The sequence below is a fragment of the Pseudoalteromonas sp. SCSIO 43210 genome, assembly GCF_054133285.1.
In genome coordinates this window covers 3,647,538-3,668,349 of record NZ_CP087225.1, presented here as the reverse complement: position 1 = coordinate 3,668,349, position 20,812 = coordinate 3,647,538, and the positions used below count along the sequence as shown (strand labels likewise).

The following is a 20,812-nucleotide window of genomic DNA, read 5'->3' as shown; positions in this document are numbered from 1 at the left end:
CTAGAAGAATCAAAGGATAACTGCCCTTATACTCATTACCTTATTTAACTTTGCAATTTAGCGCTTAACCTTTGAGCTATTATTGCCGTGTTATTAAATGTCATAGTATGTGTGTCAGAATGAATTTAATCCACTTAGCGTATTCTAAGTGATATCGCATTTTAATTTTTTATGGAGTTCGTATGTCAGATAAACCAGAAGTGTCAGATGTTCAAAAACGTCCACCTAATAACAATCTTCTTTTTGCCGTTATTATTTTAATAGTCGTAGCATGCGCGGCTGCTTTCGTATTACTTAAACCAAGTGATGAAAAAGTAACACGCACAGAGGTAGAACCGCCAGCTAAAGAGCAGCCAATAATGGAGCTTAAACCAGAAATTGCTCCTATTATTGATACTCCTTCTGCAGTAAAACCAGAGGAACCTGAAGAACTTGAAGTGCCAACACAACGCGCTGTTGAGCCGGCCCCAAAAGTAGAACCATTAGTGACGCTTGACGAAAGTGACACGGTGGTTGTTGCTAAAATGGATGAGTACTTGAGTGATTCTGTGATGAGCTTAATGGTAACCGACGATGTGATTCGCCGTGGTGTTGTATTTATAGATAACATTGCCCAAGGCAAAATCGCCAAAAAGCATACACCTGTTATTAAGCCAGAAGAGAGTTTTAGCGTAACAGAAGGAGATATTTTAACGATTGATCCTAATAGCTATGAGCGTTATACACCGTATGTAAAAGTATTCACCAGTATGAGTGCCGCTCAAGCAGTGCGTATGTACGAAGAATATAAACCGCTTATTAATAGTGCATACACTGAAATAGGTTACGGCGATGATGAGTTTAATCAAACCCTAACCGATGCAATTGATTTATTACTTGATACGCCAGAACCTGAGGGCGACTTACCATTACTTCGTAATTCAGTAACATATCAATACGCATTTTCAGAGTGGGAGCAATTACCAGCCGCACAAAAACAACTTTTACGCATGGGCCCTGAGAACATGAAAAAAGTAAAAGCAGCATTACGTAATATTAAAACTCAGTTAGAGAGCAATTAATACGCATTAAAACAGCTAAATGCATCGCGATTGTATATGAAGTATGCAATCGCACTTTCTTTTTAGATTATCCCTTGAATAACAGAGCAAAAGTAGAGATAATCCCCCCGCGCCAACCAAGGCCCTCAATGGTAGTCTTATTGGTCCTCTCGCAACACTAGCAGGCGAACCTGGTCAGGCCCGGAAGGGAGCAGCCACAGTTTGTGATGTGTGTGCCGAGATGTGGCTGGTAAGACTGCCACCCAAATTCCTCATTTGGGTGTTGTTTGAAGTATAAGTTGACATATTTTTACTAAAAGATGACATAAATTGGAAGCATAAGGTGGCATAGTCTAGTATTTAACCAAATGGTTAAATGGTTAACTCACATGTACGTAAAAAAAATCAAAAAATCTCCAATTAATCACAATCATAAATTTGCTAGTCAAAAAATAAATCTACCTGTTTAGTTCAATCCTCTTTAGAGTTTGATGCTTGTTTCCATTTTGAATTCTCACCATCAATAGCCGTATTTGAAGCACAACCACTAGGTTACGAATATGAGTTCGATAACCGTATTTGCCCTTACACGCCTGACTTTTTACTTACCCACACAGACGGTACACAAAAATTTATTGAAGTAAAACCGCAAAGCGAAATTGCTGACGAAGACTTTCGTGCACGTTTTATTGAAAAGCAAGCCATCGCTAAGCAAGGTGGGCGCGATTTAATACTGGTTACTGATAAGCAAATCCGTGTATACCCAACACTCAATAACTTAAAGCTTTTGCATCGCTACTCTGGTTTTCAGTCTTTAACAGAGCTGCAAGCATCGGTGCTAAAGCTTGTTAAGCAATACGGCTCTATTAAAGTGGGCCAGTTAGTTAACTTTTTAAAAGTAACTGCCGGTGAGCTACTTGCTACTGTGCTACGCTTATTATCACTAGGGCAGTTATTTGCCGACTTAACTACAAATGAAATATCAATAGAAACAGCAATTTGGTCTAACAATGTTTAATGATGGTTTGTTTGAAGATGAATTTAACCAGCCATTAACAAAAGTAGCAGCCAAACTACCTCAAAATTACGCCAAAGACTTACAAGCCCTACCTGAAAAAATAAAAACCACAACGTTTGCTAAGCTTAAATATATTCAATGGCTTGAGGCTAATATTCAAGGCGGTTGGACACAAAAAAACCTTGAGCCTTTATTAAAACTAATGCCAGAAGCTGAGGGTGAAAAAAAGCCCAGTTGGAGAACCGCCGCACGATGGTATAGCGTTTATACCAATGCGGATAAAAATATAATGGCGCTAATACCAAGCCACCAAAAAAAAGGGAACAGGGAGCGTGATACAGCCACCGATAAGTTTTTTGAAAAAGCGCTTGAGCGTTACTTAGTAAAAGAAAAGCCTTTTGTGTCTACGGCTTACAAGTTTTATAAAGACTTAGTGACTATCGAAAATGATAATGTTGTAGGTATTGATTTAAAGCCTTTAACATACAAAGCGTTTAAAAACAGAATAGATAACTTACCACAATACGAAGTAATGATTGCTCGTTATGGTAAGCGCCTTGCTGATATTGCTTTTAATAAAGTAGAAGGGCATACACGGCCTACCCGAGTACTCGAAAAAGTTGAGATTGACCATACACCACTTGATCTTATTCTATTAGATGATGAGCTGCACATCCCACTTGGTAGGCCAACACTCACCATGTTAGTAGATGTGTATAGCCATTGTATTGTTGGCTATTACTTTAGTTTCAGTGAGCCTAGCTATGATGCAGTAAGGCGAGCAATGCTAAATGCGATGAAACCTAAAAATGAAGTGGCAAAACTATACCCAGATACGATTAATGAGTGGAAGTGTGCAGGTAAAATTGAAACACTCGTAGTTGATAATGGCGCTGAATTTTGGAGTAACAGCCTTGAACTAGCTTGTGAAGAAATAGGCATTAATACTCAATATAACCCTGTTGCAAAGCCGTGGTTAAAACCGTTTGTAGAACGTATGTTCGGCACAATTAATACTAGATCCTGTTCCTGGTAAAACCTTTTCTAACATTTTACAAAAGCATGAATACAATCCCAAAAAAGATGCAATCATGCGCTTTACGACCTTTATGCAGTTATTTCATAAATGGGTAGTAGACGTTTACCACCAAGATGCCGACAGCCGATTTAAGTACATACCTAGCCAATTATGGGATCAAGGCTTTAATACGTTACCACCAACAGTGCTGAGTAATGATGATCTGCAACAATTGGATGTTGTGCTCAGTATTTCAAATCATCGGGTGCTTCGTAAAGGTGGGATACGGCTAGAAAACTTAAGCTACGACAGTACTGAACTGGCGAACTATAGAAAGCAGTTTAGCCACAAAGTATCTCAAGAAGTTTTAATTAAATTAAACCCCGATGATATTTCTTATATATACGTTTACCTCGATAAGCTAGAGCATTACATAAAAGTGCCATGCATAGATCCAAACGGTTACACCCAAAATTTAAGTTTAAATCAGCATAAAATAAATATACGTATTCATCGCGATTTTATTTCGGGCTCTATCGATAATGTAGGCTTAGCAAAAGCGCGTATGTTTATTCATAATAAAATTCAAAACGAGTTTGAAGAGTTAAAAAATGCGCCAAAACACTCAAAAGTAAAAGGCGGTAAAGCATTAGCTAAGCATCAAAATGTTAGTAGCGACTCGCAGAAATCAATAGCTCAGAGCGAGCCAGTAGAACACAAAAAGGTTACACCTAAAGAGCAACCAACAGATAGCTGGGATGACTTTATTTCAGACTTAGATGGATTTTAATTATGCTGACCGACAAACAAAAAGAAAAGCTAAATGAATTTCGCGATGTATTTATTGAATACCCAATAATAACCACGGTATTTAACGACTTTGATAGATTAAGACTTGGTAAAGGGTTAACAGGTGAAAAGCCTTGCATGCTGTTAAGTGGCGATACAGGCACAGGTAAAACAGCACTAATAAAACAGTATAAAGAACGTCACTTACCGCAATTTATTAATGGAGTGATGAATCACCCTGTATTAGTAAGCCGCATACCTAGTAACCCTACACTAGAATCTACTTTAGCCGAACTTCTTAAAGACTTAGGGCAAGCGGGTAGCACAGAGCGGAAACTGCGAGTAAATGGTACTCGGTTAACGACATCACTAATAAAATGCCTAAAAACGTGTGGCACAGAGCTTATAATTATTGATGAGTTTCAAGAGCTAATTGAGCACAACCAAGGTAAAAAACGCCGCGAGATTGCCAACCGATTAAAATATATTAACGACGAAGCGGGGGTATCGATAGTATTAGTTGGTATGCCGTGGACAGAAAAAATAGCAGACGAACCTCAATGGTCATCGCGTTTATTGGTAAGACGGCAGGTGCCTTATTTTAAATTATCAGAAAACCCAAAGCATTTTGTGCAGTTAATAATTGGCCTAGCCAACCGTATGCCATTCACCGAAAAGCCAAACCTAAGTGAACAAGCTACAGTTTTTGCTTTGTTCTCATTATCAAAAGGCTGCTTTAGAACGCTCAAATACTTTTTAGATGATGCCGTACTTTATGCATTAATGGAACATTCGAAAACCCTCACAACCAAGCATTTAGTCAAAGCATTTGATGTACTCTTTCCTAATATTCCAAATTTATTTACCTTGCCAGTCGCAGAAATCGCAGCAAGTGAAGTCGAGTACTATTCACTATACAAACCTGAAAGCGCCCAAGATGAAGATCCGTTTATAGCGACTAGGTTTACAGACCGGATGCCTATTAGTCAGTTGTTGAGGAAGTGAAGGCAATTATGAAATCACGGTATATGTAAATAGTTTTTTAATTATCGAATTATTCGTATAAAGAATATCAGGAATAAATTGTTCTACACATATGCCTTGTAGCGGTACACGCCAATGCATGAACTGATGGTAATGAGCATTGCAGATGTGCGTAATATAACAAGTGTCATGATGAGCTTTATTTATAATCGGAAGTAAAACAAGGGGCTATTAAGTTCCTTATTTTATAAGACTATTAAACAAATTTTTCATTTCAGCGTCAGAATAGTTTTTGAGCATGTGATCTGAGTTTTGGACATCCGATGGCTTCTTAGTTGTACTTTCCGCTTCTTCAATTTCTGAGGCCATTGAGTCTAAAAGCGTGATGACGTCATCTGTACTGTATTTTGTTATATCAGTTATTTTTTTGAAGCTTTCAAGGTATAGATCTACATCGTACAGATCTTCCAGATATGCATTGCCGTTTTTTACGTTTAGTATTTCATCAGAAATTAAACCATTAATGGTTACTTGGACTTTACTGGTGAAAGACTCGGGCATGAATTCATATAAATACTCGATAGTAGATACGAGATCCTCTATGTCCATGTTTAAACTCAATAAATGGCATATTTTGTTCTCAATCAAGGTAAGTAACGCTATTTTCTGTTGGCTACTGATATCCTCTATTTCCAATATCTCAGCATGTATTTCTGGAAGGTTTCTAGAGTCACGGGAAACATCTAGAGCCAGATTGTCTGCAAGTAATAATGATGTGATCGCCTCGATGGTCTTTATGTCTGAGGTGTCAAAAAATATATTAAGAAGTAGGCTAATTCTATCTGAAAGATAGAGATCATAGTTTTTATAGGTAGTGTACTCATTTTCTTGTTCTACTAAGGAAACAGGTGAAGAAAGAAACAGTGGGAACAAGCTTTCATACTTAAACGTACTAGCTTTTAGGTTTAGTCGATTCTGCTTAAAGAGAAAGCGAATGTGGCGCCATACCTTCTGCACAAATCTCACACGAGTGGCGCTGCTTAAAACGAGAAATATAAGTTCATCGTTTTTTAGGTGGGCTTTTAAAAAATCTTGAACTGACGGATTTACAAAACTTATTTTAGTATTTGAGATTGAAATAAACCCTGACTCCAAAACCTTAATTGCTTCTTCAAAATCATTTGGTCTTTGTTGATTGGAATAGTGCTCAGATAACAATCTGTGCAGCGGTATATAATAACCTTTTAAATCTTCGACTTCAGTTCCGAAATACTCATCACAAAAAAACAACGTAATCAGCAAGTGACGACAATTAACAGGTAGCTGGTTGAAAGCCTTTTCCCAAATTAAGCTCGGATTTTCAAGGGCTGACAAAATTGATTGTGGGTAGTTTTGAGGTGAAGGTAGTGCAATGTTCTCACTAGACATATGAGAAATAACCCGAGGGTTATAGTTTTCGTGATCGACAATTTGGCGTAGCCAATCATTTTCTAATAGCTTAGAAATATGCTCTGAACTAATCTCAGAAATAGATAAATGATTGAATAATATATGTGATTTTATCTTTCTCGTATAGAGCCCTACATTGAGGACAAACTTTGATAGTTCAAACCTCTGGCTGTCTATGTTGTCAGATAAGGTTCTTGCTTCCTCGTAAATATGTGACCTTGTAGTCAGAACAAACTTTGAGTTATTAGACCTTTGGATTTTCCTGACAAAAGTCGCTAAAGCTGATTCGTGGGTCACTAAGGCTTTTCTATTGAGCTCAATTTTGCCTAAAAAGTCATCAAAGAAGAAAATTGTCGGCTTTGTTTCGTTAATTCTCGCATATCCTTGTTCTAGCGAATTTATTGCTTGAAAGGACCAGCCATCTTTTAGATATTGGTAACATACCATTTTTGCTAAGGTAGTTTTCCCAACACCTGGAGGACCTGAAATAACGAGGGTATTTTTGTCGTTTAAAATAGTGGATGCATCAGGGTAGCTTGGGTTCATCACATAGATTTTTGACTCTTCGATAATTTCTTCTTTAGTGATAGCGGTAAAATTCTCTAAACCCGAATGAAGGATCTTGTCCAATATTGCAGAATCAGTGAGCCATAGTTTTATATGTGATTTAAGGATATCTGGATGCTTTCTAAGGGAACTCTGAATATCTTCAGTACCCCAGATTTCAACATTCTCAATGTATGGAGAAAATAAGTCCTGAAGCTTATCGCTTAGGGCGGGAGTCAATGAGTATGAGGTTAAGAAAATATATTTATTAGCTCCCAATTTTTGGATTTTTGGTAACTCTTTTCTTGCGGCTCTTATTAGTTCAGAAGAGTTTGAGCGTATGTAATGCTTACATTGTAAAATAGTTAAATTATCGCCTTTTGAATGCCGGCCATCAATGCCACCATCAGCTCCTGGTCCAAAAGAAGAAAACCTTTCTTGAGTCTCTTTTTGGATGATGTCGATGCATAATTCCTCAAAGTCAATATGTGATAAATTAGCAAGGTTTGTCATCGGGTAATACTTCCTTAGTCTTTGAGAAAACGGCGGCAAACTAACTTTATGACATCTACCTTATGATTTTACAAATAAAATTAGTTTAAATAATCGAATAAACTACTATGCAATGTAACTTGTATTTTCAAATATGTATGGTTTCTTTCTGGTTGTGCTCAATCTAAAATTATTATTGGTAGCTATTAGTTCTAAATTTAAAAAAGGAGAACTTGTAACTTAACTAAGTATTCCTTAGTACCAAATAGGACGTTATACTAAGAGAATCTTAGCATAATATAATTTATCGCTAAGGTTCACATGGAAACTCCAACACCTTCACGCCTAAAATCTGCAAGAAAAGCAGCTGGCCTTACTCAGCAACAGCTAGGTATGGCATTAGGAATGGAGCCAAACACGGCAAGTGCTCGCATGAACCAATACGAAAAAGGCAAACATGCCCCTGATTTTTTAACCATGAAACGCATTGCTAAAGAGCTAGATGTGCCAGTAGCTTACTTTTATTGTGAAGAAGATATTCTATCTGAACTAATTTGTGTTTTGGGTAAGTTAAAAAAAGAAGACCAAATTGAATTATTAAATACACTCAAACCTGCAAAGCTATAAAGGATCAGAAAACATGGAAGTAAATGCTAATTCAATTAGGAAAATAGGTAAGACGGGAGATGATTCTTGGCTCTTAAAGGATACTCGTCAAATAACATTTTTTATTGGCCCAAATAATTCAGGTAAAAGTCGCGAATTAAGAAAATTGTTTAATGAAAATGTAAAGCAATTGGCATTAGAGTATGAAGGCTTTGAAATAAAGGGAATAATCGAAAAACTAGAAAGTGACTTCCATCAAGGTCGTTCGAGGGAACTGCTAGTAAGAATGAGATCGCTAAATTATGATCAAATGCTTAATCAATTATCATCAATTCAGAATAAACCTATCGGTTTAAACAATTTAGCAGAAGAAATTTATTCAATGTTTAAGGCTTCAAACTATACCTCCCCTGGAGAGCAAGGCCGATTTGTTGAGGTCATTAATTCAATGATAAATGGATATTTCTCTGAAGCGTTATTAAAAAATATTAGCGATTACTCTGTGACCAATCACTGGAGTAAAATTTATATTCCAACTTTGAGAGGGCTTCGGCATGTTGCTGGAGAAGATATTTTTGAGTCTCGAACTAAGTCTGATTACTTTCCTCAATTAAAAAAAGATGAGTGTGAGGTTTTTACAGGTCACAGCCTTTATAAAGATCTCACACAACACTTACTAGGCTCTTACGGAAAACGGCAAAAAGTTCGCGACTATGAACAGTATCTTTCTGAAAACTTCTTTTTTGGCAGGGATATTTCGTTAGTACCAATGGTTGATAAAGATGTTGTACATGTCAAAGAAGGTGATGATGAAGACAGGCCTATTTATGATTTAGGCGATGGTATTCAATCAATTATATTATTGACGTATAAAGTTTTTATGGCTGAAAAATCGACAATGTTTTTTATTGAAGAGCCTGAACACTTTTTACACGCTGGACTTCAAAGAACGTTAATTGAAATATTTGCAAAACATAAAGAACATATGTTTTTTATGACTACCCATTCAAACCATTTTTTAGATTTGGCTCAAGAGTGTGACGATATTTCTATTCAACAAGTTTCCAGGGTAAATGGTGAGAGTAAAGTACAAGCCTCATTAGATTACGGTGAGTTACTTAATGAGCTTGGTGTACGTGCATCGTCGGTACTTCTTGCTAATTGTTCAATTTGGGTGGAAGGCGTTACTGATAAATTATACTTGCGAGCCTATCTAAATAAATACATTGAAGAGCTCGAAGATGAAGATAAGAAAAGTAAGTTAAAAAGTTATCATGAAAATCTTCATTTTGTTTTCACAGAATACCAAGGCAGTAATATTACTCACTGGGATTTCAGTGATGATGTTGAAAATAATGGTAGTGAAACCCCCGCTAAAAGACTCAACAGAAATATCTTATTAATTGCTGATGCAGATATTGAGGGCAAAGGTGAGCGTGTTGAAAGCTTACGAGAAGCTTTGGAAGAGGCATTTTATTTACTTGAATATAAGGAAATCGAAAACTTTATACCCTTTGATATTTTGATTGATACAGCTAAAGCTAGATGGGAGACTTTTAAACAGAGTACTGATAGTAATATCGATAGATTTGAAAATATGAAGGAAGAGCTATTTAAATCTAATAGGTATGGTATTGGTGAAGTGTTAGAGCGCTATGTCGACAAAGCTGATGGACTTGAACGGAAATTCTATTCTGACAAATCAGGTACAATTAAAGACAAAGTTAAATTTTGTCATACTGCAATTTCACTAATGAATGAGTCTGATGATTGGAAGTTAACGCCAGAGCTAACTTCGCTATGTGAAACGGTCTGGGATTTTATTGAATCACATAATCAATAACTGCTTATGTGATTCGACCTTTTAGATGTAAGTGAGCGGACTCAGAGATATCACATCCGATAGCTTGTCGATTTAAGTTATTGGCTGCTACTAAAGTAGCTCCTGAGCCAAAAAAAGGATCAACGACGAGTTCATTTTCATTACTGCTTTGCGAGATGAGTGTTTCAATTAACTTAACTGGCTTTTCAGTAGGGTAGCCCCTGTATACTCTTTTACATGTGAGGATATCTGGAACGCTTAGATCATTTAACTTGCGCTTACCTTTCTCGAAAAAAAGAATATATTCGTGTCTAGCTCTGTAATGATAGCCCATTCCAATAGTCACTTTATCCCAAATTATTGGCTTCCAAAACTTGAAACCTACGTTTTCAGCTATTGGCTTAATATAAAACATTGTTTCCTGATCGCAGAATAGATAAAAATGCGAACCTTTTTTCAGCACTCTGTATATTTCTATTAGTAGATCTTCAAAGCGATTATTTGGAAATATGTCGAACCATTGATTGCTTGACGATTTACTTACTTTTAGGCGAGTGGTAGTTCCTATTTTTCGATGTTTTTCTAATGATTCGTAGGGTGGGTCAGTAATTAAAAGATCAACACTTTCGGTTGAAAGTGTTGATAACCAATTTACTGCATCATCTTTATGTACTTGCATTAAATCTCTTTAGCTAAAATGTGCTACACAAACGGCCATTGTGAAAAGCTTTCGAAGCAACGCCCTTTTTTAATCGTCGACAATCAATGCAATAGCTTTGATATCCATCAGGGTTGCGAGCTGTTTTACGAGCAGGAGTAATTCCAAAAGAAGCCGGATATGGATGGAATATATGTTCAGAACTATTAGCGTCTGAACAATGAGGGCAAGATTTAAACTTTTGACCAGTTGATGAATCTTTTTTTTGAACCATGCCACTATTTAAAGCTTTGCCACAGCAGTTACAAGCCATAAGAATCTCCTTATAAGTTAGCTTTGTATTTTTAAATTAGAGTTTTTATTGTGTTACTGGCTATTAATACATCCTTTAGAAATGCCGTAACACTTTCTACAGTATCAGATATTGTACTTTTGTGAAGTACGAATGATTTAACGTTAATTATTTTTGACTATCTAATTTATTTAGCCTAAACCTAAACTAAGATTTTCTTAGTTTAGGTTGGCGATGCATTTTTTAGTTCAAACAAAACCTTATCCTGATGAGGCGCTTGAAAGCTATTTACTCAGGCTTGCAAGGGATAACTCATACGATGGCTATAGTGAGCTTGCTGATATTTTATGGCAATGGCTTGCAGAGCAAGATCATGAACTTGAAGGTTCGTTGCCGTTAGAGCTGAGTAAGGTTGATGTTTATCATGCTAGGCAAGCGAGCAGCTTTAGAATAAGAGCGCTTAAGTTAGTAGCCCAATTAGCTGATGTTAACGCTGGTGACATTCTTGAACTTGCATGGCGGCGCAGTAACTTTAAATTTGGCAACCTTGCCGCAGTAAGCCGTAATGATCTGACCATTCCTCTTGAACTACTTAGCACTGATAACATACCTGTTTGCATTGAATGCTTAGCTGAATCTTCATATATTCCTTTTTATTGGCATCTAAAGCCCTATAAAGCGTGTCATAAGCATAAAGCACAATTAACTACACATTGTAAAGAATGCCAATTGATTAAAGAGCTTCTGAGGTGCTTTTAGAGTGTGGTTGTGGTTGTAAACTAACCAATAGTAAACAGTTAAACGATGCAGACTTTAAAATTGCAATTGCGCTTGCAGGTAATAACAGCCAAAAAATAGTTGGGTTAATATCTTGGTTTGCGAAAATTAAGCAATTTGATGTAACCGATGCTGACTTTAACCGTACTTTTGTTGATTACTTTAGTACTTGGCCTGATGGCTTTAACGCTGAATTAGATTTACTCACAAACAATGCGCGGCTTAAGCAACTTAACCCTTTTAATAAAACTAAGTTCAACTCTGTCTATGGCAATATGATCCGTGATGGTCAAATAGCTGCAACAAGTAACCGTAAAAACAAAGTAATTGATGAGATTATTAATTATTTTGTCGAATTAGTTGATAGTAATCCTAAAGCTAAACATCCAAATATTGCAGATTTACTGCTTTGTACTTTTGATGCTGCAGTTGTAGTGGTCAAAATCACTGTACCACTACACTCACGACCACCGACGAAGTGCGCCGCAGTCAAAATTCTAATAGAAATATCATGCAATAACTTATCCCAAATGAAAGCAACTTGTTTGTAACTGTACTATCTTCATGGTCTGATTGGATAATATTCATACGGACATAAACGACATGCAAGATGATGAAAAAAAAGAAAAGAACTCAATATTAGCAAATTGGCTACCTTTCATTAAAGGTGCCCTAGGAATGGCAAGCGTCTATGTGTTGTACTTTTTGTATACGATTTCCGGCTTTTCTTTTGTTCAGGGAGTTGAACATTCTGGGAAATCCAATGGAGCATTCTCTTTAGCTTTTTTTTATGGAAGTGAAAATAATAAATTCTACTCCACTTATCAATTACCAAAAAAAATAAAAGAACACTGTGACAACTCCCTTATTGTCAAAGAGTATGCTGTAAAAAAAGGGGTGGATGAAGACAAGTTAGAAAAGATTGTGGTTGTAGGAGCTAGGAGCTCTGCCGAGGGTATTGGTTTTAGCGAGATGGATATTCTAGAAAAATTGAAAGACATAAGCACAAAAGTGTTTGAGATAGAAAAATCTAAATTTCTTTCAAAGTATTCTGGTAAGTCCGTCGTCAATGGGTTTTATCATTTGGCACCAGCTGAGAATAACGAGGAAAATTCATGGAATTTAAGCATTCCCAGTCGATGCATTCGGTTTCTTCGTTTTTTTGAAGATGACGACTCTTTAAAATCTGGATTGGACATCACTTTCGACCTTATTTATTCCGAATCTGTTGATGCCTTTCGATTAAATCCAATCTATATAAACATCGAAAATGCCGCAGCAAAATCACTTTCTGACTTTGTTGAAATAGACATTAAGTTAAAACTGAGTTGGGTTGCGCAATCGAGTTATGAAGACGAGACTTATCTAATCAAAGCGAATTCTTCTTTGTCGTTGGGGTACCTACCAATTGGTCAACCAATTGACAACCTTAATTCTGAAGCTGATTCAGTAATTAGTGATAAATTGATGAGACTAAAGTTGTCAAATGTTTCCAGCTGGGTTCAAGCTCCTCCTGTGGAGTTTGATAGTATTGAAGAGTGCATTAAGGAAAACACTGAATGCAATTTTGTTGTTGGGGATATTGCCTTTGAAGTTTATGAAACCGGGGACGGCGCAAAAGTCATGCAGCATATTTCAGATATAATTAGCGTGAAATAAGAAATTAAAGTCTTTAGCCCCTTCAAAATTAATAAGTTTGATATTATTTAATTTGGTGTAAAGAGAGAAAATTTCGCACTTATTATTGGCTAAACGGTCGCTTCTTTTTGCGCGACATTGCTCTCAAAATAAAAGCAAAGCAGAAAGCCAAGTTGACGTAGGGAAGGTCCGCTCTTTGTCCAAACTCTGATCACCTTTTGGTCTAAGTATGTGCTGCTTATGATCGATTAATCTATACATTTAGTTCACTTAATATACTGATATTTATATAATAAGACTATTGATTCAGTCGAGGGTTGAGGCAATATGTCAAAGTTTATAAGCGGTGAAAGTCGTGACCAATCAACGTTATTTCCAGAATCGTTGGAAGATTACGTCAGTGAAGATAATACGGTCAGAGTGATTGATGTTTTCATTGAGGAACTAAATCTAGCTGAATTGGGGTTTAAGGGATTAACCTTAAAGTCCACAGGCCGCCCTAAGTATCATCCAGTCACACTATTAAAGCTTTATCTTTATGGTTACCTCAACCGTATTCAATCATCCCGCCGATTAGAAACCGAATGCCAACGGAATATTGAACTGATGTGGCTACTTGGTAAGTTGGCACCCGACTTTAAAACGATTGCTGATTTTAGAAAAGACAACGGAGGCGGTATAAAAAATGTGTGCAAAACGTTTGTTGAAGTCTGTCGTCGCCTGAATATGTTTGAGAAACCAGTTGTTGCCATCGATGGTAGTAAGTTTAAAGCTAGCAACAACAAAGGCAATAATTTTACGCCAAGCAAAGTTAAATTTTACATCGACCGAGTCGAAAAAAACATTGAACGTTATCTTTAATTACTTAATGAAGCCGATAAAGAGCAAGCTAACGTCACAAAAATTAAAGCCACAAAAGAGAGGCTAGCTGACTTTCGCAGCCAGTTAAAAAAACTATACGAGATTAAAGAACAAGTTGAAGCTCATCCTGACAAGCAAATATCCACTACTGATTCTGATTCACGTTTAATGAAAACTCAAGGTTTTACAAGAGTTGTGAGTTATAACGTACAAAGTGCGGTTGATACCAAGCACCACCTCACATAGTGGCGCATGACGTGACCAATGTGCCAGATAGAGGTCAGCTTGCGTCAATGACAAAACTCGCACAAGAAGCATTGCGTAAGAAAGATATACGGGTATTAGCAGATAAAGGTTACTTCAGTCAGCCTGATATAAAAGACACTATAGATTTAGGTGCAGAGCCAATCATGCCCAAGACGGATACATCGTCCTCTGAAAAGAAAGGGATATTTAACCGCTCACTCTTCAAATACGATGCAAATAAAGACATTTACTTATGCCCCGCTGGCAATGAACTTCAAAATCGAATGCAGGTATTTGAGCAAGGTAAATACCTTGATGTTTACTTCAATCACATTGCTTGTCGAGATTGTAAAATAAGAAGTCAGTGCACTAACTCTAAAAAAGACCCTAGGCGAATAAGGCGGTGGGTGCATGAGATTCTGACAGAAGAAATGCTTCAAAAGCTAAAGAATGAACCTGAATTGATGCTTCATCGCAAGCAAGCTGTTGAGCACCCCTTTGGCACAATTAAACTCTGGATGGGAGCTACCCACTTACTAACACGAGGTTTAAAAAGCGTGGGGACAGAAATAAGTCTTCATGTTCTGGCTTACAACTTCAGAAGAATGATAACAATTATGGGAGTTAATGGTCTAAGTAAAGCGATTAGAGTAGCGTTGCTATAGCAGTTTCGCTCGCGCAGGGAAAATTGCGATACTAAGAAAAAATCGATCGCAACCATCTTAGATGGTTTCAAACTAAGAACACACTCAAGACAATTTATTCAAAATTAGTTTTTACACAGTCTGGGCACATAGCAGCCAATTAAACTTGGCAGTATTTTTTGAGATTGTCTTCATAAAGTCTGTATTTGGTAACTTTATGCCACCTTAAGCTTCAATTTCATGCCAAGTTACATTTCACTTACTGCGCTGTATCCCAGTAAAAACGTATATTCTTATGCCAACTAATGCATCAAACAACAGGAATTAACCCTGTACAAAAAGAAACAGACTCTGAACCTAAAAATAAATTTAGTGGCATAGTTTTGTTTGTTAAATTAAAGTGGCTGTTTAGTTTGTTCGTCGCATAAATACTAAAATGTTAGGGTACTAGGAGAGTTCAGTTGAAATATTCATTATTATTTGTTGCTATTTTATCATTTGACGCCTTTGCCGATCTCAATGTCGAATTAGCAAACAAATCCGAAAAAGAGCAACTTAAATATTCTCAATTAAAAAGAGTAGAAAAGACTTATGACCTTGGTAAATGGCAATTTACAGACAGTGTTGTAATAGATGAGTTCGCTAAAAGACCGCATAGTCACCCTAAGCTTACCTTGACAGTTAGTATGCCTAAAAACGATGGTGCATTCTTATCACAATATTTGCACGAGCAGATACATTGGTTTGAAGATTCTCGAAAAACAGAAGTCCAAAATGTCATAAATGACCTAAAAATAAAATACCCTGATGCACCAAAAAAAGGGCCTGAAGGTGCAAGAAGTGAACTTTCAACGTACTTACATTTAGCTGTTTGTTTATTAGAGTATGATGCTCTTACAGAAATTTTAGGTGAAGAAGAAGCACATAAAATCATTTCTACAAATTCAAAGTATTTTTATAAATGGATATATCAAAAAACACTCACAGAGCCTGATTCAATTAGAGATATTTTGGTCAAGCATAATTTATATATAAAGTAAATTTACTCTAACAAGCGATGAATATTGCCAACGTCCTCTCATGGTGCATAGCGCAGTCCGTACCAGTCGATTGTGCTTTAAGGAATCTAACTTTATAAAGCTTTGTTTGTAACTTTATGCCGGCATATACTTCACTTGATTAGCTGTAGCCCAATTAATCCGAATAAGCTGACATAAAGTTACAGTTTACCCAAATTTCAATCGTTAATTTTAGCGTACAAAATAAAATGACATATTGCGCATTAAAAATCGTCATAAATTTGTTACCAAAAATAAATCTGCTTACCAATAAAACGACCTTTGGGTCTAATACCAACCTTCCTTTAAGCTTTACCATTAATGGCTATATTTTAAGCTTTATAAAGCGTGCCATAAGCATAATTAATTACACGATGCAGAAAATGTTTTTAATTAGCTGCAAAGCTTCAGAGGTATTTTTATAATGCGTTTAGCTAAGTTTATTTAAATAGATTATGTATGTATTGATGTTATTAGAGTCGATAATTCAATCTTGGTTACAATTTATCCTCTTGAAAATTAGTTATCTGCCCTAAGCTCTATTTGGTAAATGGTTTATAACATTTCTTAAGGAGAACATTATGAGTAATAACACAGTAAAACCCGCATCAAAACTCTCTGAGCTGATTGTAAGTAATACAGAGCGAGAACAGGTTGATATTACGCAGCGTATAACAGATGCTCCATGGAAAATGATAGTTGTTTATCGAGGTCAGCATTGCCCTATGTGTACGAAGCAATTAAATGCTTTGGCTAAAATGACTCAAGATTTTAAAGATATTGGTGTTGAAGTTGTTGCTGTAAGTGGTGATAGCCATGATCAGTTGGAAGCGCACTTTGAAAAGCTAGACGTTAATTTTCCTCTTTATTATAATTTAACGCTTGAGCAAATGACTGAATTAGGTTTGTATATCAGTGAGCCAAGAAGTAACACTGAGACAGATCATCCGTTTGCAGAGCCTGCAATTATTGTCCTAAACGAGCAAAATCAAGTGCAAGTTTTAGATAAATCAAACAGCCCGTTTTCACGCCCTGATATGCAGCAGTTACTTTCAGGTATTCAATATACACGCGAAAATGATTACCCTATTAGAGGAACATTTTCTTAAGTTGTTATGCATAAATTTAGGCGTGTTTAATAGCGCGCTTAAATTTATATTTTATTTTTAATAAATTTACTTGAAAACAATTTTACCGTCCATATATAGTTAAGTAGGACGCCTGATGGGTCCTAAATTAAACTTAAACAATTGAAATTTATATTATTAATTATACTTTGCTTGAGCTTGTTCAATAGAAAAGCACATGCAAAATATCGCTTAAATATGAGGATATTATTATGCGTACAGTAGATTTATCACCACTTTATCGTTCATTTATCGGCTTCGAACATTTAGCATCACTTATGGATGCGGCAGCAAGTACAGACAAGCAGCCAAGTTTTCCTCCTTATAACATTGAAGCGCTCGATAAAGACAAATACAGGATTACTATGGCCGTTGCTGGTTTTAGTGATAACGAGTTGACCATTGAGTCAGAAAATAACACGTTGAAAGTCGCCGGTACTAAGGCTAATAAAGATGAGAATAATGAACGTAAGTTTATTCATCAAGGTATAGCGGAGCGTAACTTTGAGCGTAAATTTCAGCTTGGCGACCATGTAAAAGTACTTGGTGCAGATTTAGCTAACGGCTTATTGAGCATAGAGCTTCAGCGTGAAATCCCAGAAGCACTTAAACCTCGTAAAATCCAGATAGGGCAAGGTCATTTAATCGAAGACAAATAAACCCTGTTTAACCTTAGTTTCCCCTGATTGTTTAGCCGTCTCGCTTGAGACGGCTTTTTTATGCAATAGAGTTTTAAATGGTCTTGAATCTAGAACGTTCTCTTAGTCTTGGCTAATTAACCTGAACTCTGGATAATAAATCTATCTCAAGCAGCTATTTTCAGCGCTAACTACGTTGAATTTACTGGCAATAGGCTAGCTATTGACGCGTAAATTCGCCTTGTTTTCACTGAAAATCGTTGGCTAGAGAAAATAAATTCAAATATCACGATTATTCAATACGTTAGTAAATCTCTTGACCAGAGTTCAGGTTAATTAAGTGCTTTTGTGTTTTTTTCAGCAGAGCAATTTTATCAATCGCTTCTTGAAGCTGCTCTTGCTTCATTCCTTGTTTACGCCCTTTAGCAAGTAAGTTTTCTAGCGTTGCTACTTTGCTATTAACAGCACTTACAAAGCTACTTTCTAGTGCGCGCCGCTTCTCTTGTTGAAATTGTTCGTAGGCTTTATGGTCGTCTAAATCCCCCTTGTATTGAACACTGCTTAGTTTACTTTTATTTAGTGGGGGTAAGTAATTCGGTTCGGTAATTGCCTGTTGAGCATGCTCATTCAAGGTACTTTTTTTAATATTTGAAGAATGTACATCTTCAATTTTTTTTACGGTATGTACTGTTTGCTTTATTGTAGGACGCTCATCTGTTGGTTGTTTAGTCGCTAGTACCATTTTTTTCTGCTCGGTGGAGCCAGATAAGTAGTATATGAGGGTGATGCCTAAAGACATTATAATGAGTGCCGGGAGCTTTATTTTCATAACTTAATCTCATTTTGTGTGTGCCACGCAGCCCACTTTTGCTGGTATTGCTGATGCGCATTTTGTAACGCCACAGACTTAATCGCTTGATAGCGAACTGTTTGGCCCGTTGCTGCAAAATATTTATATTCATAGTCACTAGTTAACACCACAACCCATAATCCCGTTGGCGAACGAATGACTTCAGAAAGCTCATTCTCATTTTGCGTAAATGCAAGTTGTACTACCCACTCTTTTTTATGCTCTCGATTGATATTATTATTAAATTTACTATAAATATCATTCATATTAGCCGCTTTTAAAGCAACTTTGAAAGTACTCTTTGCCACTTCATTTTTAAATTTAACCGCGTCATTTCTGTTTTTAAATTCAGCACCTTGGGCTGTTATTTGGTATAAATATTTGAAGCGACTTTTATTCTTTTGGTAATACTGATTTATTTGTTGTTCGGAAACTTGTTTTTCTAATTGTTCGAGTATCGGGCTCTGTCCATGCATCATGTCTTTTACGCCAAGCCAGCTTTGAATCGAAGGGCGCAAGATGTCACCTTGAGCAATGCTTATTAAATTATCAATGTTGATATCTTTTGCTTTAAACGCGTTGGTCGCTTTTTCTAAATTTATAAAATATTGATGCTTTTTAGCTATTTCTGTATGAAATAACTGGTTATCGCCTTGATGCAATCTAAACCGTATTTGCATAGAAAGTGGTTTAATGAAGTCATAAACAGACATTGCAGGAAACGCAAAATTTTCAAGTTTTACTAAATTTAATGTGTTTTTTTGCGTTTCAGAATATTGTCCATTCGCAGGATATTCACCTAATGTGTTTGTAAGCCAGCTGGCCGTAAAATGTTTAACATTATTAGAAGCTTCGATGCTCGGTGGTAAATGTAGTTGATTTATAAAAAGGTTATTTAGGTAGCGATCTACATGGTAACCGGTGGTAAAACCGACATCAGACAAACGCGCTACCTTGTTGGGCATTAGGCGTTTTGCTTCACTTAGTAAAAATTGGTTCTCGTATAAACGATAACGTGTTTGCGAAAGACTAATGTCACTATTTTGCTGTTGATATATTTGATGCATCAACTGTATTTCAGCGGGTGTGTACTTTTCAACACTCGTAAATGCTTGGCTGCTGTAAAGCAGCCCAAACATTACTACACATAGGTAGACTAAATACCTCATTAGCGGGCAACCATGGCATGATTTAATAAATGTACAACCATTGCAATAGCATGAGGGATAACTTGTTTTGCGGTATCAACACGGTCGTAATGATCTTCCGAATTAAGCACAATACCGCCTTGAGCGTACGAAAAAGAGCCGCCTTGGGTTAGCAATGGACGTACATCCGTTGAGGCTTTATCTAACGGTGAAAAGGTATTTATTGCTTGACGTATTAAGCTAGGATCATTGAGTTGTTCTTGATCATAATAATCCTTTATCCAGCCTTCCCAGCTAGAGTGATTTAAATCTGAAGTTGTCCATGTGTGATGCGGCTGAAGTAAATCAGTTGTATGAAATACAAAGCCCAGTACCTGTGGATTACCACTGTCTAAATAGCTTTGAAACCAGTATTGGCCTAAGTTATCGATTGGTTGAAAAGGGATTTTTTCAAAATCATTATACATACTATAGTTTGATTGACTATCAATTCGGTAATGAGCTTCGGTAATGTCATAACTATTATATTTTGAAGAGTCAGCATTAAACCAGCCCGTTTCTCTTCCCTTTCCATCATCTAAATAGTCTCCTTTTAACCAAGCCGCAGCTAAGCTATCAATGGTGCCCCATACAGTGAGTTTGTCGTAGTTATAGCCGCCAAAATCATTACCATGCTGATCAGCGCCTTGCGTATGGTTTTGAAAGTGCCAATAGCTAGTATATTTTACAATGCTTTCAGCCGCGCCCCAAAGAGGAGCTTGGACACAAGAGCCTGTAATGGCACCACATAAAAAAGTATCTTCAAAATCATCAACATCATAGGCTGCTTGCCCTAGTAGCTCAGCCAGTTGTGAGACTGACATTTTATTTTGTAAAGCATATTGCGACAGTGCTGCATATTGCGTTGATTGTGGGTTTTGCTCCATATAACTTACAGCGTCAATAACAATCCGCTTATGGGTTTCTTGGCTAAATGCGTGTGCTTGGTTGATACTTGTAAGTAATATAATTGCCGACGTTAATATTTTTTTCATTTTTATCTCATTGCTGTATTTAAAAATTAACGCTATTAAAAGATAGCGCTATTACATTACAATGACAGAAGAATTAA

The 20,812-nt window shown here is 36.6% G+C and carries 19 protein-coding genes, 1 other RNA gene and 2 pseudogenes; 16 read left to right on the top strand and 6 right to left on the bottom strand.

From position 1 onward, the window contains the following. Nucleotides 1–182: 182 nt before the first annotated feature. The 7 genes and pseudogenes from LOS73_RS15925 to LOS73_RS15895 all read left to right on the top strand — a co-directional run bounded on the left by LOS73_RS15925 (nucleotide 183) and on the right by LOS73_RS15895 (nucleotide 4,870). Entirely contained in the window at nucleotides 183–1,061 is an 879-nt protein-coding gene (locus tag LOS73_RS15925) for a DUF3014 domain-containing protein (protein ID WP_457933974.1), read from the top strand. Nucleotides 1,062–1,199: 138 nt separating this feature from the next. Beyond that, nucleotides 1,200–1,296, top strand: an RNA gene (ffs, locus tag LOS73_RS15920) — signal recognition particle sRNA small type. Nucleotides 1,297–1,563: 267 nt separating this feature from the next. Next, nucleotides 1,564–1,722: pseudogene (locus tag LOS73_RS15915) on the top strand (Tn7 transposase TnsA N-terminal domain-containing protein); the annotation flags it as partial. Between the two features lie 105 nt (nucleotides 1,723–1,827). Continuing rightward, nucleotides 1,828–2,058, top strand: coding sequence for a hypothetical protein (locus tag LOS73_RS15910; RefSeq protein WP_457933973.1), 231 nt, complete (start codon nucleotides 1,828–1,830; stop codon nucleotides 2,056–2,058). Further along, nucleotides 2,051–3,094 (top strand): hypothetical protein, encoded by a 1,044-nt coding sequence (locus LOS73_RS15905; protein ID WP_457933972.1) that lies wholly within the window; start codon nucleotides 2,051–2,053, stop codon nucleotides 3,092–3,094. Before LOS73_RS15910 ends, LOS73_RS15905 begins: the two co-directional genes overlap by 8 nt. Before the next feature lie 55 nt (nucleotides 3,095–3,149). Continuing rightward, the gene (locus LOS73_RS15900; RefSeq protein WP_457933971.1) at nucleotides 3,150–3,866 is read left to right on the top strand and encodes a Mu transposase C-terminal domain-containing protein; all 717 of its coding nucleotides are present in this window, start codon (nucleotides 3,150–3,152) and stop codon (nucleotides 3,864–3,866) included. A gap of 2 nt (nucleotides 3,867–3,868) precedes the next feature. Then, nucleotides 3,869–4,870 (top strand): TniB family NTP-binding protein, encoded by a 1,002-nt coding sequence (locus tag LOS73_RS15895; RefSeq protein ID WP_457933970.1) that lies wholly within the window; start codon nucleotides 3,869–3,871, stop codon nucleotides 4,868–4,870. A 219-nt stretch (nucleotides 4,871–5,089) separates the two neighbouring features. Here LOS73_RS15895 and LOS73_RS15890 read toward each other — a convergent pair whose 3' ends face one another. Next, a complete protein-coding gene (locus LOS73_RS15890) occupies nucleotides 5,090–7,357 on the bottom strand; it encodes an nSTAND3 domain-containing NTPase (RefSeq protein ID WP_457933969.1) in 2,268 nt (755 codons plus the stop codon). Nucleotides 7,358–7,657: 300 nt separating this feature from the next. On the opposite strand from LOS73_RS15890, the gene LOS73_RS15885 reads away from it, so the two are divergent. Both LOS73_RS15885 and LOS73_RS15880 read left to right on the top strand, forming a co-directional pair. Next, on the top strand, nucleotides 7,658–7,963 hold the full coding sequence (locus LOS73_RS15885) for a helix-turn-helix domain-containing protein (protein ID WP_457933968.1): 306 nt from the start codon (nucleotides 7,658–7,660) through the stop codon (nucleotides 7,961–7,963). Nucleotides 7,964–7,976: 13 nt separating this feature from the next. Then, a complete protein-coding gene (locus LOS73_RS15880) occupies nucleotides 7,977–9,785 on the top strand; it encodes an AAA family ATPase (protein WP_457933967.1) in 1,809 nt (602 codons plus the stop codon). Nucleotides 9,786–9,789: 4 nt separating this feature from the next. Here the strand turns inward: LOS73_RS15880 and LOS73_RS15875 are convergent, their stop codons facing one another. Together LOS73_RS15875 and LOS73_RS15870 are read right to left on the bottom strand one after the other, a co-directional pair. Further along, on the bottom strand, nucleotides 9,790–10,443 hold the full coding sequence (locus LOS73_RS15875; RefSeq protein ID WP_457933966.1) for a DNA-methyltransferase: 654 nt from the start codon (nucleotides 10,441–10,443) through the stop codon (nucleotides 9,790–9,792). Between the two features lie 13 nt (nucleotides 10,444–10,456). Then, nucleotides 10,457–10,735 (bottom strand): hypothetical protein, encoded by a 279-nt coding sequence (locus LOS73_RS15870; RefSeq protein ID WP_457933965.1) that lies wholly within the window; start codon nucleotides 10,733–10,735, stop codon nucleotides 10,457–10,459. A 213-nt stretch (nucleotides 10,736–10,948) separates the two neighbouring features. Between LOS73_RS15870 and LOS73_RS15865 the strand changes: the two genes are divergently transcribed. From LOS73_RS15865 to LOS73_RS15835, 7 genes and pseudogenes are all read left to right on the top strand, one after another. Then, entirely contained in the window at nucleotides 10,949–11,473 is a 525-nt protein-coding gene (locus tag LOS73_RS15865; RefSeq protein ID WP_457933964.1) for a TniQ family protein, read from the top strand. Beyond that, nucleotides 11,464–12,042 carry a hypothetical protein gene (locus LOS73_RS15860; RefSeq protein WP_457933963.1) on the top strand — a complete coding sequence of 193 codons (579 nt, stop codon included), beginning with the start codon at nucleotides 11,464–11,466 and terminating at the stop codon, nucleotides 12,040–12,042. The genes LOS73_RS15865 and LOS73_RS15860 overlap by 10 nt, the downstream gene beginning before the upstream one ends. Nucleotides 12,043–12,094: 52 nt before the next feature. Further along, on the top strand, nucleotides 12,095–13,150 hold the full coding sequence (locus LOS73_RS15855) for a hypothetical protein (protein WP_457933962.1): 1,056 nt from the start codon (nucleotides 12,095–12,097) through the stop codon (nucleotides 13,148–13,150). Between the two features lie 306 nt (nucleotides 13,151–13,456). Then, nucleotides 13,457–14,901, top strand: a pseudogene (locus LOS73_RS15850) (IS1182 family transposase). Nucleotides 14,902–15,341: 440 nt separating this feature from the next. Beyond that, nucleotides 15,342–15,920 carry a hypothetical protein gene (locus LOS73_RS15845; RefSeq protein WP_149606223.1) on the top strand — a complete coding sequence of 193 codons (579 nt, stop codon included), beginning with the start codon at nucleotides 15,342–15,344 and terminating at the stop codon, nucleotides 15,918–15,920. A 599-nt stretch (nucleotides 15,921–16,519) separates the two neighbouring features. Further along, entirely contained in the window at nucleotides 16,520–17,047 is a 528-nt protein-coding gene (locus LOS73_RS15840; RefSeq protein WP_007378512.1) for a redoxin domain-containing protein, read from the top strand. Between the two features lie 230 nt (nucleotides 17,048–17,277). Then, entirely contained in the window at nucleotides 17,278–17,724 is a 447-nt protein-coding gene (locus LOS73_RS15835) for an Hsp20 family protein (protein ID WP_007378511.1), read from the top strand. A gap of 283 nt (nucleotides 17,725–18,007) precedes the next feature. Here LOS73_RS15835 and LOS73_RS15830 read toward each other — a convergent pair whose 3' ends face one another. From LOS73_RS15830 to LOS73_RS15820, 3 genes are read right to left on the bottom strand one after another with little or no spacing between them, the layout of a single operon-like run. Then, a complete protein-coding gene (locus LOS73_RS15830; RefSeq protein ID WP_457933961.1) occupies nucleotides 18,008–18,532 on the bottom strand; it encodes a hypothetical protein in 525 nt (174 codons plus the stop codon). Next, nucleotides 18,529–19,692: a peptidylprolyl isomerase gene (locus LOS73_RS15825; protein WP_457933960.1), complete on the bottom strand. Its 1,164-nt coding sequence runs from the start codon at nucleotides 19,690–19,692 to the stop codon at nucleotides 18,529–18,531. The genes LOS73_RS15830 and LOS73_RS15825 overlap by 4 nt, the downstream gene beginning before the upstream one ends. 29 nt (nucleotides 19,693–19,721) lie before the next feature. Next, nucleotides 19,722–20,735 (bottom strand): phospholipase C/P1 nuclease family protein, encoded by a 1,014-nt coding sequence (locus tag LOS73_RS15820; RefSeq protein ID WP_007378508.1) that lies wholly within the window; start codon nucleotides 20,733–20,735, stop codon nucleotides 19,722–19,724. Nucleotides 20,736–20,812 lie beyond the last annotated feature (77 nt).